Consider the following 13,859-nt stretch of genomic DNA (forward strand, 5'->3'; position numbering starts at 1 on the left):
TTTCCTAGACAAGTAGGATTTCACGGGCGACGAATCCGGCATCACGAATCGCCAGTTGGGGAGGACGCATGTTGATCCGGAAGATTGAAAAGTTTCTGCGCCAGACCGGCATGCCGGCCACGAAGTTCGGTCGCCTCGCGACGCATGACCCCCGTTTCGTGCTCGACCTCCGCAACGGACGAATCCCCCGCGAACGCGTGGAAAAACAGGTGGAACATTTCATGAACATTTACACATCTTCGGAAGCAGGAAGCCCTACCCATGCGCGCTGAAACAATTGTCTCCGTCCCCCGCGTGCGCCGCCGCACCATCGCCGATCGCCTGTGCGACAGCGTGGTGGCACTGGCACGTCATCAGGGCCACATCCTGTCCCACAAGGAAATCCCGTGGGCGAGCATCACCTTCGCCGGTGCGCGGCACCGCATCATGTTGCTGTTCGAAGGGTGCCCCGCCATCGCAACCGGGGAGGAATTCATCGATGCCCTTCCCGAGCACGAGTTCACACTGCCCGGCCAACTCGTGGCAGAGGCGCAGGTGGTGGCGGTGGACCATCGGCTTGCGCCCGATGCCCGGCTGATCGTGACAGTGGAAATCCTGCTTCTGGACGATGCCTGATGGCGTCAGTAGCCCAGAGCAGGATCGAACAGTGGCCGGGGCGGCTGGCCCGAGCGGTAGATGTCCAGATTGGCCAGAAGCCGCTCGGTCGTATCGGCAAACGCGCTGGTCTGCGACCGACCGGTCAGGTGCATGGTAATATGCACGTTGTCGAACGACCACAGCGGATCATCGGCAGGCAAGGGTTCAGGCTCGGTAACGTCCAGCATGGCTCCGCCGATCCGCATGTCCGCCAACGCCTCCGTCAGCGCCTGCTGATCCACCAGCGTACCGCGCGCGATATTCACCAGAATGGCGTCGGATTTCATCGCAGCCAATTCCTCGGCACCGATCATGTGGCGGGTATCGGCAGTGGCAGGAGCAGCCAGAATGACCCAGTCGAATTCGCCCAGACGGGGACGCCAGTCATCGAGACCGAGCAGCCCATCGCCGCCCGAACGGGTCACCCCCACGACCTCCACATCGAAGGCCGTCAGACGGCGGGCCAGTTCGCGCCCAATAGCCCCGAACCCCACAATCAGAGCCCGGCTGCCCGCCAACTGCCGCTTGCCCGGTGAATCCTGCAACCATTCGCGCCGGTCCTGCGCATGGAGCACCTGCCGAAATCCCTTGGCCAGCGCCAGCATGCCCATGACGGTATATTCCGCGATCGGTGCGGAGGTGAGCCCCGATCCCTTGGTGATCATCACCCCGCGTCCGGTCAGCATATCCAGCGGCATATAATCGAGCCCGGCGCTCATCGTGATCAGCCAACGCAGCTTTTCCGCGCGCTGGAAGGCTTCCAGCATGGGGCCGATGCCTTCGTTGAAATAATCGAACCAGCCGATTTCGGCGTCTGCCGCCAGAGCGACCAGTTCATCACCGGTGTTGAAAAAACGGGCATCGAGCCAATCCGGCAAACGCCCTTCGACCAGAGGCCTGATCTGGCCGGGAAATACAGCGATAGTCATGCCAGCAGCTTAGCCGGGGCATCCGGGCAAAGTCGAGTGGCCGGGAAAAATCCTTTCCGCCCGATATTTTACCGTCCGGCCTTGCGATGCGCGGCAATGGCATCGCGCAAGGCCGCCTTCACACCCTTGGCCATGGAATCATACGTCAGGTCATCGATCAGCCACTTGCCGCCTTCCTTGACCATGGCCAGTTGCATGGCGCGCGGTGGGCCGCCAAACCCCAGATCGACTTTTGCATCGACGGTGGCAGTGGCTTGCCCCTCGGTGAAATGCGGCGCCAGGGCCAGCTTGAACAGTGCCGAATCGAAATCCTGACAGTCACAGAACCAGCCGCCCCCGTTGAGGTCTTCCACCTCATCGCCGCTGAGCCCCTTTTCCCACGCCGCGATCAATTTGGTCGTTTCAGTCGAAAATATCGGCCGTTCCCAATCCGCAACCGGGTTATCGTCGCCATCATCAAGGTAACTGGCAAAGGCGGCATGCGCGGCGGCCGTGAGGTCTTCCCTGTCTCCGGCATGGAGAGCCATAGGGGCCAGTGCCAGTGCTGCGGCTGCGCAAAGGGAGAAAATTCGCATTATCCCAGCTTCCATTCCCAACCCAACGGATCGCCATCCATGATGTCGACACCTTTGCCCGCCAGTTCATCGCGAATGGCATCGGATGTTGCGAAGTCCTTGTCTGCGCGGGCAATTTTGCGCCGTTCGAGAGCAAGGTCAATCTCTGCTTCATCCATCTGTGCAATTCGCGGCCGAATCCGCAGATCCTCGCGTAGCGGCAGGGCAATGCCGAGCGCCGCCATCATCGCACCGATCAACGCCGCTTTTTGCGCAGCGTCGACTTTCTTCACGCTCACCACTTCTTCCAGCACCGTCAGGGCGACAGGGGTATTGAGATCGTCGGCCAGCGCCGCATCGAATTTCTCGAGCAGTGGGGTCAGTTTGGGATGCGTCACCACGGCGGCCGTTGCCGCGCGCGTCGCCCCGTCGGGGATGTCGTCAATCACCGTGCGTGCGGCGGCCAACAGCCGCTTCAGCCGGGTCAGCGCAGCCCCCAGCCCTTCCCAGCTGAATTCCAGTTCGCTGCGATAATGCGCCTGCAGGCACATCATGCGGTAGGCATGCGGATGGTATCCCTTGTCGATCAGCAATTGCAGCCGAAGGAATTCTCCGCTCGACTTACTCATCTTGCCGCTGCGTTCGACCAGGAAATTGTTGTGCATCCACAACCGGGCTCCGCTGTTGGCGGGCACATCCAGCCCATTGGTGCAGCAGTAGGCCTGATTCTGTGCGATTTCGTTGGGATGGTGGATTTCGCGATGATCGATCCCGCCCGTGTGGATATCGAACGGAAAACCGAGCACCGCCCCCGACATGACCGAGCATTCGAGATGCCAGCCCGGCGCGCCCCGGCCCCAGGGTGAATCCCATTCCATCTGGCGCGTTTCACCTGCCGGTGTCTTGCGCCAGATCGCGAAGTCGGCGGCATGGCGTTTACCCTCCACCTTCTCGATCCGCCCTTCACCTTCATCATCAGAAGCCGCACGGGCCAGCCGCCCGTAATCGGCCACGCTGGAAACATCGAAATAGAGGCCGCTGTCCAATTCGTAGCAGTGCTTTTCGGCAATCGATTGCGCGAAGGCGATCATCTGCGGAACGTAATCGGTGGCGATCGTCCATTCCGCAGGCTGCCGGATATTAAGCGCCCGGATATCGGCCCAATAGGCCTCGGTATAATGCTGGGCGATGTCCCAGATGGACTGCGCCCGTTCGGCGGCCATCTTCTCCATCTTGTCTTCCCCGGCATCGGCGTCATCCGTCAGATGGCCGACATCGGTGATATTGATGACATGGGTCAGCTTGTATCCGTTCCAGCTGAGTGTGCGGCCCAGCAGATCGGCGAAGACATAGGCACGCATATTGCCGATATGCGGATAGTTGTAGACTGTCGGGCCGCAGGAATAGACGCGCGCTTCGCCTGGGTGGACGGGCTCAAACGTTTCGAGCTGGCGGGTCAGGCTGTTGAACAGCTTCAGAGGCGCGGTGTCTTGCATGGGGCCGGACTTACGCACCGCCTTCCAAAGGTCAAGCGGGCAAGATCACCGGGCAACTGACCACAACAGCAAGCCCACCCCCAGCATGACCAGCGTCAGCCCGATCCATTCATGCCGCGCCACACCTTTGCCGGTGAGTTTTCCGGAGAGCAAAGCCGCAAAAGGCATCTCCACCAGCGCCAAGGTGCGTACATTGGCCGCCGCAGTCAGCGAAAATGCCGTGAACCAACAGGCCGATGCCAGGGCCCCCAGAAATCCCGCGCCAATGCTCTGCCGCCATTCCCGCAGCGACCCGGCAAAGGCCGCGCGATCGCGCAGCGCCAGCCATAGCCCGAGCAGTCCTGCCTGAATGGCCAGAGTGATCACCAGCATGGTCAATGACCGGATCACATAGCCGCCTCCGTCAAGGCCGGTAATCGCGCCGCGAAAGGCAATCGCGGAAAGCCCGAACAATCCCCCCGCTGTCACACCAGCGGCAATCATCCCTTTTTCCCGCAGCAACTGCGAAAATTCACCGGGTTTGACCGATGCCAGCACCACGCCCGCCGTGACCAGCGCAACCGCGATCCAGCCCAGCAACGGCAAGTGATCGCCCAGCAGCAGAACCCCGAGCAAGGCGACGATCACCGGCTCCGTCTTGATATAGGCGTAAGCCACGCCAAAGGCCCGGCGATGCATCACCAGCAGCATCAGCGCCGTGGCGGCAATCTGGGCAACCGCGCCCAATGCGCCCCAGGCCAGCGCCACCCGGTTAAGCCCTGGCAAGCTTTCGCCGGTGACACCCAGCCCGATCAGCAGGAACAGCAACGCAAACGGCAGCCCGAACACAAACCGGACCTGCGTTGCCCCCAATGTCCCGATCTTGCCGGTCAACGAAGCCTGCGCCCCATTGCGCAGCACCTGGGCCAGACAGGCCGCGAATGTGATCGGAATCCACAACATGCGCGCTGTTTCGGATCAGAAACCCAGAAACTGCACGTGATTGTCCAGCGCGACCCGTTCACGGGCAAAATTGTTCACCGGCGCCGCCGTGTCGCGATAACCGATAGCCATGCCGCAAAAGAAGATATGGGTCGCGTCGTTCACCCCGAGATAGGCCTTGATCAGGCGGGCATGCAGCGAATGAAATTCCTGCGGGCAGGTATCGAGACCCGCTTCGCGCGCCAGCAGCATGATCGTCTGCAGCCACATGCCGACATCGGACCACTGCGGCTCCTTCATCAGGCGCGGAAAATAGCAGACCAGCAGCACGGGTGCGCCGAACGATTCAATGTTGTCCGCCATGAAGCGGGCACGCCCGTCAGCGTCATCGCGGCCAATCCCCATCGCGGAATACATGGTCGCCCCCAGCTGATGCAGACGGGCATGATGTTCCGGTGAAGCGCTGGGCGCGGAAAAATCGTATTCGATCGGGTCTTGTGGCGGGGTGGCGTGCATCTGGTCACGCAGCGCACGCAGCGGCGCACCGGTCAGCACGCTCGCTTCCCATGGCTGATAGTTACAGCCGGACGGTGCAAAGCGTGCCTTGTCCAGAATGTCGCGAACCGTTTCGAGCGAAACCGACTTGTCCAGAAACGCCCGGACCGATCGCCTGGTCCCTACCGCTTCCGTTACACTCCCTGCGTTCATCCCTATGCCTATCCTTCCATCCTGCGCCACGCCGACTGCTGCCAGTCCAGCACGAAGCATCGCTCATGAGATGCCGCTTACGGCATCGTCCTCCGGGGGTACGACTATGGCAAATGCCAGACCGGTTCAGTTGGCTCCCATCGCAGGGCGAGTCGTTTCGCCCAATCCGAAATGTTTCAAGACCTTCCCCAAACGCCGGAAACAGGCGCGCGAGGAAATTTATTCGACTTCAAACAGGTCGGCAAGTTGTTCGACAATTGTACCGCCCAGTTGCTCGGCATCCATGATCGTGACCGCGCGTTTGTAGTAACGGGTCACATCGTGGCCGATGCCAATGGCGATCAGTTGTACAGGGCTGAGCCGTTCGATCCATTCGATCACCTTGCGCAGATGCGCCTCGAGATAACCGGCATTGTTGACCGAAAGCGTGGAATCATCGACCGGCGCACCGTCGGAAATCACCATCAGGATACGGCGATCCTCATGCCGCGCCAGAAGGCGGTTGTGCGCCCAGAGCAGCGCTTCACCGTCGATATTTTCCTTCAGCAGCCCTTCGCGCATCATCAGGCCGAGATTACGGCGCGCGCGCCGCCACGGTTCGTCAGCCTTCTTGTAGACGATATGCCGCAGATCATTGAGGCGCCCCGGGGTGGCGGGCTTGCCTTCGGCCAGCCATGCCTCGCGGCTTTGCCCGCCTTTCCACGCGCGCGTGGTGAAACCGAGAATTTCGACTTTGACCCCGCAGCGTTCCAGCGTGCGGGCCATCACATCGGCGCTGATCGCGGCAATGGAAATCGGGCGCCCGCGCATCGATCCGGAATTGTCGATCAACAGGGTGACGACGGTATCCTTGAACTCGACGTCGTGTTCCACCTTGTAGGACAGCGATTGCCCGGGCGAGACAATCACCCGCGCAAGCCGCGCGGCATCGAGGATGCCTTCTTCCTGATCGAAATCCCAGCTGCGGTTCTGCTGCGCCATCAAACGCCGCTGCAACCGGTTGGCGAGGCGCGTGACAACGCCCTGCAACCCGGTCAGCTGGCTGTCGAGATAAGCGCGCAGACGGGTCAGTTCCTCGTCATCGCAGAGTTCTTCTGCGCCCACGACCTCATCGAAACGTTCGGTATAGACCTTGTACTGGAAGTCCGCCGGAAAGTCGGTCCAGGGGCGGTTCGGGCGGACGGGCAGCATCCCTTCCTGCCCTTCGTCCTCGACATCGGCCTCCCCCATTTCGCCGTCGGGTTCGGGTTCGGAATCGGTTTCGTCGCCCTGCTCACCCTCTTCGAAATCGCCCGACATTTCACGCCGGGTGTCTTCGCCGGATTCGCTGTCTTCCTCGCCTTCCTGATCCTCGGCGCCGTCGTCGTCGTCCTGTTCGTCATCATTGTCAGGGGTGTCGGGTTCCAGCGGTTCGGCCTGCACCAGTTCGAGATGGCGCAACATTTCGAGCGAAAGCGCCTGAAACGCCTGCTGATCGTCCAGCGATTCGGCCAGCCGGTCAAAGTCCGCCCCGGCGCGCTCTTCAATCCAGCCGCGCACCATGTCCACGCCCGCTTTGGCGACATCCGGCACGGCTTGCCCGGTGAGCCGTTCGCGCAGCATCAGGGCAAGCGCAACCTGCACCGGCACTTCACCGGGACTGGTGGCACGGGCAATCGGATCGGACGCCAGCCGCACATCTTCGGCGGCCCCGATATTCTGCCGGATTCCGGCATAGTCCCTTGATCCGAGTGCCTCATAACGCACGGTTTCCACCGCATCGAAACAGGCGCGTGCGGACGGTTCGATCGGGGCGTTGCGCATGTGCAGCGCATCGTTGTGATGGCGCAGACGCAAGGAAAAGCTGTCGGCAAAACCGCGGGCTTCCATCGCCTTGTCGCGCGGCAGGCCGCGCCCCGGCATGGGCACGCGCAGATTCTTGCCCGATTGCGCGGGGGAATCCGCCGTCCATGTCAGCTCAAGCTCCGGCTCGTGCGCGATGGCCCGGCTGGCGCCGGTCAATGCGGATTTAAACCGATCGAGAGGAGATTCTTCTGACATGATTACGGACGTTCTGTTCGGCCGCCACGGCCAATGCGATCCGGTGGCGGCTGTTGCTTATCGGATGATTGTCTGGCCGGTCTTGGCCCAATCGGCAAGGAACCCTTCGATCCCCTTGTCGGTCAGCACATGCTTGACCAGCCCCTTGATCACGGCGGGCGGCATTGTCGCCACGTCGGCCCCGATCCGCGCGCTTTCCAGCACGTGGATACCATTGCGCACCGACGCAACGAGGATTTCCGTTTCGAATGCATAGTTGTCGTAAATCAGGCGGATATCGCGGATCAGGTCCATCCCGTCGAAGCCGTTGTCATCGTGCCGCCCCACGAACGGCGACACGAATGTTGCGCCCGCCTTGGCCGCCAGCAGCGCCTGATTGGCGGAGAAACACAGCGTGACATTGACCATGGTGCCTTCATCGGTCAACGCCTTGCAGGTCTTGAGGCCGTCGATCGTGAGCGGCACCTTGATGCAGACGTTGTCCGCGATCTTGCGCAGGACTTCGGCTTCCTTCATCATCGTTTCGTGATCGAGCGCGACCACTTCGGCGCTGACCGGACCATTGACGATTCCGCAAATTTCCTTGGTCACTTCCATGAAATCACGGCCGGATTTGGCAATAAGGCTGGGATTGGTGGTGACGCCATCGAGCAAACCGGTCGCAGCCAGTTCCTTGATATCGGCGATTTCGGCGGTGTCGGCGAAGAATTTCATGGCATGCTCCGGAGGGGGAAAAGCGATTCCCCCTGCCTTAGCCAAGCCAGACCCTGTTCGCTAGGGAAGATGGGCACCATCCTTTCCCATGGTAGTTCGCCAGCCCGTTACGAAGCCTTGAACAGGTGCCGCAACAGCGGGTCGGCGATGGTGTCGGGATGCGCCCGCATCGTTTCCTCTTCCCGCCCTATGGCGTTCCATATCTGCGCATCCACCTGCCCGGCCAGATTACGCGCCAGTCCCCCGGCATTATCCAGACCGGTCAGGCTGGCGATCGCCTGCGCGACCAGCGGATCATCCGCGACACGGATCGCCTCGCCCAGTTCAGGCACCATGACCTCAATCAGCGAACCACCCATGGCCTGTCGCAGAAACTGCGTGGCACCGGTCGGGCCGCTGCGGATCAGGGCCTGTGCATCGGGGATCGAGACCGTGCGGATCGCGTCTGCCACGCGCGGCGCGGCATAGGCGGCCCCTCTACGCGCGATCTTTGCGAAACCTTTTTCCAACTGCTCCCTGAATACGGCGGAGGTCAGAAAATTCGTCAGTTTGTCACCGCCCTTGCCCAGCCCCTGCGGCAATTCGATCCGGCTCAACCGATCTTCGTAGAAGCCCCCCGGCGCGGTCAGCCGGTCAAACGCATTTTGGCTGGACAGCAGCAGGAGCCGCCGGATCGCATCCGTCAGACTGTAGCCCTGCATTGTCGAACAAGCGGGCAAAGCCAGCAGCCCGGTTGCCACGAGCCCGCCCAGCATGGCCCTGCGCCCTATGCGCATTTCGATTGATCCCCGCATTCCTTGCTCCTCTATCCTTGCCCACCGGGCATGCCCCGCCCCATATAGTGGCCACTCATGAACCGCGTCCGCCTTCTTGTCCTCAACGCCGCACTTGGTCCGCTCGATTATCGTGTGCCCGATGGCATGGTTGTCAAGCCGGGCTCGGTCGTCCGCGCGCCACTCGGCCCTCGTGAAATCTTCGGCATTGTCTGGGATGAGGGACGGCTGGATGCCAACTCGGTTCCCGACAGCAAATTGCGCCCGATTTTCGGTGTGCTGCCCGTACCACCCCTGCCCGACGAATTGCGGCGGCTGGTGGAATGGACTGCGGATTATTACTGCGCCAGCCCGGCAGCGGTGGCGCGCATGGTCCTGTCGAGCGGTGGGGCGCTGAAAGGCCCCGCGACAATGACCGAATATCGCCTGTCGGGCGCGGAGCCCGAACGGATGACCGCGCAACGCGAACAGGCGATGGACCGGTTGCAGGGGGAACAGGCCACCTTGCGGGAATTGGCAGCGCTGACCGGTGTGTCCGAAGGGGTCTTGCGCGGTCTGGTCAATCAGGGTGTTCTGGAACCCGTTGCGGTCGATTGCGATCGCCCTTTCCCCCGGGCCGATTCCCTCTATGCCGTGCCCGTGCTGAACCCTGAACAGCAAGCGGTGGCGGATCGTTTTATCGCGGCAGTTTCGGACGGAGGGTTCACGCCGTTCCTGCTCGACGGAGTGACCGGTTCGGGCAAGACCGAAGTCTATTTCGAAGCCATGGCCGCTGCGCTCGAACGCGGCAAACAGGTTCTGGTGCTGCTGCCCGAAATCGCCCTGACAGAAGCCTTTCTCAAACGGTTTGAGGATCGCTTCGGCGCGGCCCCGGTCACGTGGCATTCCTCGCTCAAATCGACCGAGCGCCGCCGCGCCTGGCGCGCCATTGCCAGTGGCGAGGCCCAAGTCGTGGTGGGGGCACGCTCTGCCCTGTTCCTGCCATACGCCAAGCTTGGCCTGATCGTCGTCGACGAAGCGCACGAGATCAGTTTCAAGCAGGATGACGGCGTGCGTTACAACGCCCGCGATGTGGCGATCATGCGCGGGCGGTTTGCAAAAATCCCGGTGGTGCTGGCCAGTGCCACCCCCGCGCTGGAAAGCCTGCAAATGGCGGAAAGCGGCGTTTATCAGCGGGTCGAACTCTCCGCCCGCTATGGCGGCGCGCAATTGCCCGCCATTTCGGTGGTCGACCTGCGCAATGATCCGCCGCCGCGCGGCCGGTGGCTCGCCCCAAAGCTGGTCGAACAACTCGAACTGCGTGCCGAACGCGGCGAACAATCGCTGCTGTTCCTCAACCGGCGCGGATACGCACCGCTCACCCTGTGCCGCCACTGCGGGTATCGTTTCCAGTGCCCCAATTGCAGCGCCTGGCTGGTCGAACATCGCTTCTCGCAGCGGCTGGCGTGCCACCATTGCGGCCATGAAACCCCGCCCCCGCCCGCCTGCCCCGAATGCGGCACACAGGATTGTCTGGTCGCCTGCGGTCCGGGTGTCGAACGGATCGCGGATGAAGTGGCCGAACTGCTGCCCGAAGCACGCGTTGCCGTGGCCACGTCCGATACGCTCAACACGCCCGAACGGGCATCGGATTTCATCGCCATGGCCCAAGCGAAGCAGATCGACGTGATTGTCGGCACGCAACTGGTGACGAAAGGCTTCCACTTCCCCGAACTGACGCTCGTGGGCGTGGTCGATGCCGATCTTGGCCTTGAAGGTGGGGATCTGCGCGCCGCCGAACGGACCTATCAACAGATCGCACAGGTGGCGGGCCGCGCCGGGCGCGGAACCAAGCCGGGCGAAGTGCTGATCCAGACAAGGCACCCCGATGCCCCCGTGATCACCGCGCTGGCCGCGGGCGATCGCGATGCCTTCTATGCCGCGGAAACGGAGGCGCGGCGGGAAGCAGGTGCGCCACCTTTCGGCCGCTGGGCCGCGATTATCGTGTCGAGCGAGGATGAAGCCGAAGCCCGCGATGCCGCGCGAGCGATTGGCGGCAAACGGCCCGAATTACCCGACATCGCCATTCTCGGCCCGGCGCCCGCACCTCTGGCTCTGCTTCGCGGACGGTATCGTTATCGTCTGCTGGTCAACGCCCGGCGCACCGCGCAATTGCAGGATGTCATCCGCGAATGGCTGGGCGCCTTCCAGTTGCCCAACAGCATCCGGGTAAGCGTGGATATCGATCCCTACAGCTTCGTCTAGAGCCTAGCGGCGGCCACCCTGCACCCCCGCTTCACGCCGCAAAAGCTCCTGCTTGATAGCGGTGCCATAGGCATAGCCACCGAGGCTGCCGTCCGTGCGGATCACGCGGTGACAAGGCACCAGCACCGCGACCGGATTGGCGCCATTGGCACTGCCCGCTGCCCGCACTGCCGTAGGATTTCCCGCTGCACTTGCGATTTGCGCATAGGTGCGCGTTTCCCCGGCGGGGATCGCGCGCAACGCCTGCCACACCCGTTCCTGAAAGGCCGTCCCTTCCACATCGAGCGGTAGATCGATCGCACCCTGCGGCTGTTCCACTGCGGCGATCACGCGATCGCGCAAGGCCGCGACATGCGCCCCGCCTTCGCGCAGTTCAGCATTGGGGAAACGCGCTGCCAGTTCCCGTTCGCCTTCACCAAACGAGAGCCGACAAATCCCCTTTGCCGTGGCGGCGATCAGCATCGCGCCAAGGCTCGTCTCGGCCACGGCCCAGTCGATTGTGGTTCCCGCCCCGCCCTTCGCCCATGCCGATGGCGCCATACCCAATCTCCCGTTCATTGCCGCATAGAAGCGCGACGGTGCGGAAAAGCCCGCGTCATAAATCGCATCGCTGACCCGCGCCCCATCGCGCAAAGCCTGCTTGGCCCGGTCTACCCGCAGGGCCCGGCCATAAGCTGCCGGGGAAAGGCCCATCGCACGGGTAAAAATGCGCTGAAAATGCGCGGGCGAATAACCGGTGATCGCGGCCAGTTGCTCCAGCGTGACTGGCGAATCAGCCGCCTGCATCGCTGCTACGGCGCGTTCCACAGCCAAGGCATCACGCGCCGCCTCGTCGGGGCGGCACCGTTTGCAGGGGCGATATCCGGCGGCTTCGGCGCTGGCATTGTCCGGATAGAAGGCAATGTTCTCCGGCCTGGGTCGGCGTGCCGGGCAACTCGGCCGGCAATATATCCCCGTCGTATGGACGGCGATCACGAATTCCCCGTCCCGCGAACGGTCGCGTGCGTCAAACGCCGCCTGCATCTCTGCCACAAGATCGGGATCTGCAATCATCATGCCGCCAATATAGTTGGCGTCGAATAAAATACGTCCCGATTCTTGCGCTTAAAACAGATGATGGCATGTAGGCGCGATGATCGCAGGCCTGTTTCCCCGTGTTGTCGCCGCTCTCGCCCTGTTTCTGGGGCTGTTTGCGCTCCCTTCTTCGGCAGGTGCCGACCCGTCCGATGTGGCCGCGGCGGCGCGCGGGGTCGTGCGCGTCGTCGTACTTGGGCACGATGGCGACCAGTTGTATCCCATCTCGCACGGAACGGGTTTTGTGGTTCAGAACAACCGCATAGTCACTAACGCCCATGTCGTGCGCGAAGTGATGGACCTGCCCGGCCTGACACTTGGCATCGTCCCCCACAAGGGGGTGCGGCCGTTGCCGGGCGCGTCATGGCCTATTCGCCGAAAAACGATCTGGCGTTGATCGAAACCACCGAGCCTCTGAATCTTCCTCCTCTCGCCATTGCCAGCACGCCCCCGCAGGATGGCAGTCAGGTTGCCGCCGTGGGCTATCCCATGAATGTCGATCGCGCGCAGGGCCTGTCGGTTGCCGATGTGCTCCGCCCGCAACCCCCGGTGAAAAGCCAGGGGTTCGTATCGGGTGAACGGCCGACGCGCGAATTCGACACGATCCTGCACACCGCACCGATCGCGCGGGGCAATTCGGGCGGGCCCTTGCTGGACAGTTGCGGCCGCGTGATCGGGGCCAACAGTTTCGGCACCGATTCCCAGGGGGCTGATGCAGAATTTTTCTTCGCGGTCTCGGCCCGTGAAATTCTGCCTTTCCTGCGTGCGAATGGGGTCGAACCCGTGGTCAATGGCTTGCCCTGCCGCAGTCTGGCCGAACTCGATGCGCAGGAACGCGCCCAGTCTGAACGCGATGCGCGGGCGGCGATGGAACTGGCCCACCGTCAGGAAGCGGAAAGCGCCCAAAATCGCGAAAATGCGCGGCGCGATGCGATGTACGCGATTGTCGAAACCCGCGACAACCGCCTGGCTCTGGCCGGATTGCTGCTCGCCCTGTCGGTGCTCGCAGGCCTTTATACATGGCATATGCAGCAGACGGGTGACCGCCGCCGCACGAAGCTCGCCGGTGCCGTGACCGGGGTTCTGCTCATCGCCATGCTTGTCGCGTGGTTTACCCGGCCGGGTATGAATCAGGTGGAACAACGCGCGGTGGCCGCGCTGGCAAAGCACACCAAACCTGCCGCAGAAAAACCGAAACCGGTTGCCAATGCAGCCGCCGCGAGCAAGCTGGTGTGCACGATCGATCTCAGCCGCAGCCGCGTGACCACCGCCGACACGCCCGATGTGCCGCTGACCTGGTCCAGCGATGGCTGTGTGAACAGCCGCAGCCAATATGGCCTCTCAGGCGGCCAATGGTCACGCGTACTGGTCCCGCAGGACGAAGAAGCCGTGTCCGTTGCCCGTTATTCCCCCGACAAGCGTGAATATCGGGTGGAGCGTTATCTGCTCGATCACAATGCGATGAGCGCGGTGCGAACCGAACGGGCAAAGTACCAGCCCCCGGCATGCGGCGGCGGAGAAGCGCGTGCGCGCAGTTTCGGAGATCAGCAGGCCAGCCTCACCGCGCTGCTGCCCACGCAGCCTAACGAGCGGCTCGTCTATACCTGCCGCATTGCCAATTAAGGCGCGATACAGCCATCTTCACAAGATAGTCGCGAGAACAGGTTCGACTCGGGTTGCATCACTTCCGCCTCGGTGTTAGGGGCCCGCCAACCTTGCCGGGGGTGCCCTTGTGGGCATCTTTTTGCGTAGGGAAAAATTTTCCGTTTC

14 protein-coding genes are annotated in these 13,859 nt (G+C 62.5%); 5 read left to right on the forward strand and 9 right to left on the reverse strand.

What is annotated here, in order from left to right; genetic code table 11:
- Positions 1 to 68 precede the first annotated feature (68 nt).
- Together EGO55_RS00385 and EGO55_RS00390 are read left to right on the forward strand one after the other, a co-directional pair.
- A complete protein-coding gene (locus EGO55_RS00385) occupies positions 69 to 272 on the forward strand; it encodes a hypothetical protein (RefSeq protein WP_021688997.1) in 204 nt (67 codons plus the stop codon).
- Positions 262 to 615 (forward strand): hypothetical protein, encoded by a 354-nt coding sequence (locus tag EGO55_RS00390; protein ID WP_021688998.1) that lies wholly within the window; start codon positions 262 to 264, stop codon positions 613 to 615. The genes EGO55_RS00385 and EGO55_RS00390 overlap by 11 nt, the downstream gene beginning before the upstream one ends.
- A gap of 5 nt (positions 616 to 620) precedes the next feature.
- Here the strand turns inward: EGO55_RS00390 and EGO55_RS00395 are convergent, their stop codons facing one another.
- From EGO55_RS00395 to EGO55_RS00430, 8 genes are all read right to left on the reverse strand, one after another.
- Positions 621 to 1,565: a D-2-hydroxyacid dehydrogenase gene (locus EGO55_RS00395; RefSeq protein WP_021688999.1), complete on the reverse strand. Its 945-nt coding sequence runs from the start codon at positions 1,563 to 1,565 to the stop codon at positions 621 to 623.
- Positions 1,566 to 1,633: 68 nt separating this feature from the next.
- A complete protein-coding gene (locus tag EGO55_RS00400; protein WP_021689000.1) occupies positions 1,634 to 2,140 on the reverse strand; it encodes a DUF3828 domain-containing protein in 507 nt (168 codons plus the stop codon).
- Entirely contained in the window at positions 2,140 to 3,615 is a 1,476-nt protein-coding gene (gene cysS, locus EGO55_RS00405) for a cysteine--tRNA ligase (protein WP_021689001.1), read from the reverse strand. The genes EGO55_RS00400 and cysS overlap by 1 nt, the downstream gene beginning before the upstream one ends.
- A 45-nt stretch (positions 3,616 to 3,660) precedes the next feature.
- Positions 3,661 to 4,557 carry an EamA family transporter gene (locus tag EGO55_RS00410; RefSeq protein WP_021689002.1) on the reverse strand — a complete coding sequence of 299 codons (897 nt, stop codon included), beginning with the start codon at positions 4,555 to 4,557 and terminating at the stop codon, positions 3,661 to 3,663.
- A 15-nt stretch (positions 4,558 to 4,572) separates the two neighbouring features.
- Positions 4,573 to 5,244 carry a nitroreductase gene (locus EGO55_RS00415; protein WP_021689003.1) on the reverse strand — a complete coding sequence of 224 codons (672 nt, stop codon included), beginning with the start codon at positions 5,242 to 5,244 and terminating at the stop codon, positions 4,573 to 4,575.
- 219 nt (positions 5,245 to 5,463) lie between these two features.
- The gene (gene cobT, locus EGO55_RS00420) at positions 5,464 to 7,284 is read right to left on the reverse strand and encodes a cobaltochelatase subunit CobT (protein WP_021689004.1); all 1,821 of its coding nucleotides are present in this window, start codon (positions 7,282 to 7,284) and stop codon (positions 5,464 to 5,466) included.
- Positions 7,285 to 7,341: 57 nt separating this feature from the next.
- The gene (fsa, locus tag EGO55_RS00425) at positions 7,342 to 7,998 is read right to left on the reverse strand and encodes a fructose-6-phosphate aldolase (RefSeq protein WP_021689005.1); all 657 of its coding nucleotides are present in this window, start codon (positions 7,996 to 7,998) and stop codon (positions 7,342 to 7,344) included.
- 107 nt (positions 7,999 to 8,105) lie between these two features.
- Positions 8,106 to 8,792 carry a DUF4197 domain-containing protein gene (locus tag EGO55_RS00430; protein ID WP_040715003.1) on the reverse strand — a complete coding sequence of 229 codons (687 nt, stop codon included), beginning with the start codon at positions 8,790 to 8,792 and terminating at the stop codon, positions 8,106 to 8,108.
- 57 nt (positions 8,793 to 8,849) lie between these two features.
- Here EGO55_RS00430 and EGO55_RS00435 point away from each other — a divergent pair, with 57 nt between their 5' ends.
- The gene (locus EGO55_RS00435) at positions 8,850 to 11,015 is read left to right on the forward strand and encodes a primosomal protein N' (RefSeq protein ID WP_021689007.1); all 2,166 of its coding nucleotides are present in this window, start codon (positions 8,850 to 8,852) and stop codon (positions 11,013 to 11,015) included.
- A gap of 3 nt (positions 11,016 to 11,018) precedes the next feature.
- On the opposite strand, the gene EGO55_RS00440 is transcribed toward EGO55_RS00435, so the two are convergent.
- Positions 11,019 to 12,068, reverse strand: a complete 1,050-nt coding sequence (locus EGO55_RS00440) for a bifunctional transcriptional activator/DNA repair enzyme AdaA (protein ID WP_021689008.1) — start codon at positions 12,066 to 12,068, stop codon at positions 11,019 to 11,021.
- 79 nt (positions 12,069 to 12,147) lie between these two features.
- Here EGO55_RS00440 and EGO55_RS20860 point away from each other — a divergent pair, with 79 nt between their 5' ends.
- Together EGO55_RS20860 and EGO55_RS00445 are read left to right on the forward strand one after the other, a co-directional pair.
- The gene (locus tag EGO55_RS20860) at positions 12,148 to 12,486 is read left to right on the forward strand and encodes a hypothetical protein (protein ID WP_210766607.1); all 339 of its coding nucleotides are present in this window, start codon (positions 12,148 to 12,150) and stop codon (positions 12,484 to 12,486) included.
- Positions 12,453 to 13,712 carry a S1 family peptidase gene (locus tag EGO55_RS00445; RefSeq protein WP_210766608.1) on the forward strand — a complete coding sequence of 420 codons (1,260 nt, stop codon included), beginning with the start codon at positions 12,453 to 12,455 and terminating at the stop codon, positions 13,710 to 13,712. Before EGO55_RS20860 ends, EGO55_RS00445 begins: the two co-directional genes overlap by 34 nt.
- Positions 13,713 to 13,859: the final 147 nt, after the last annotated feature.

The organism is Caenibius tardaugens NBRC 16725 (assembly GCF_003860345.1).
Classification (GTDB): Bacteria; Pseudomonadota; Alphaproteobacteria; order Sphingomonadales; family Sphingomonadaceae; genus Caenibius; species Caenibius tardaugens.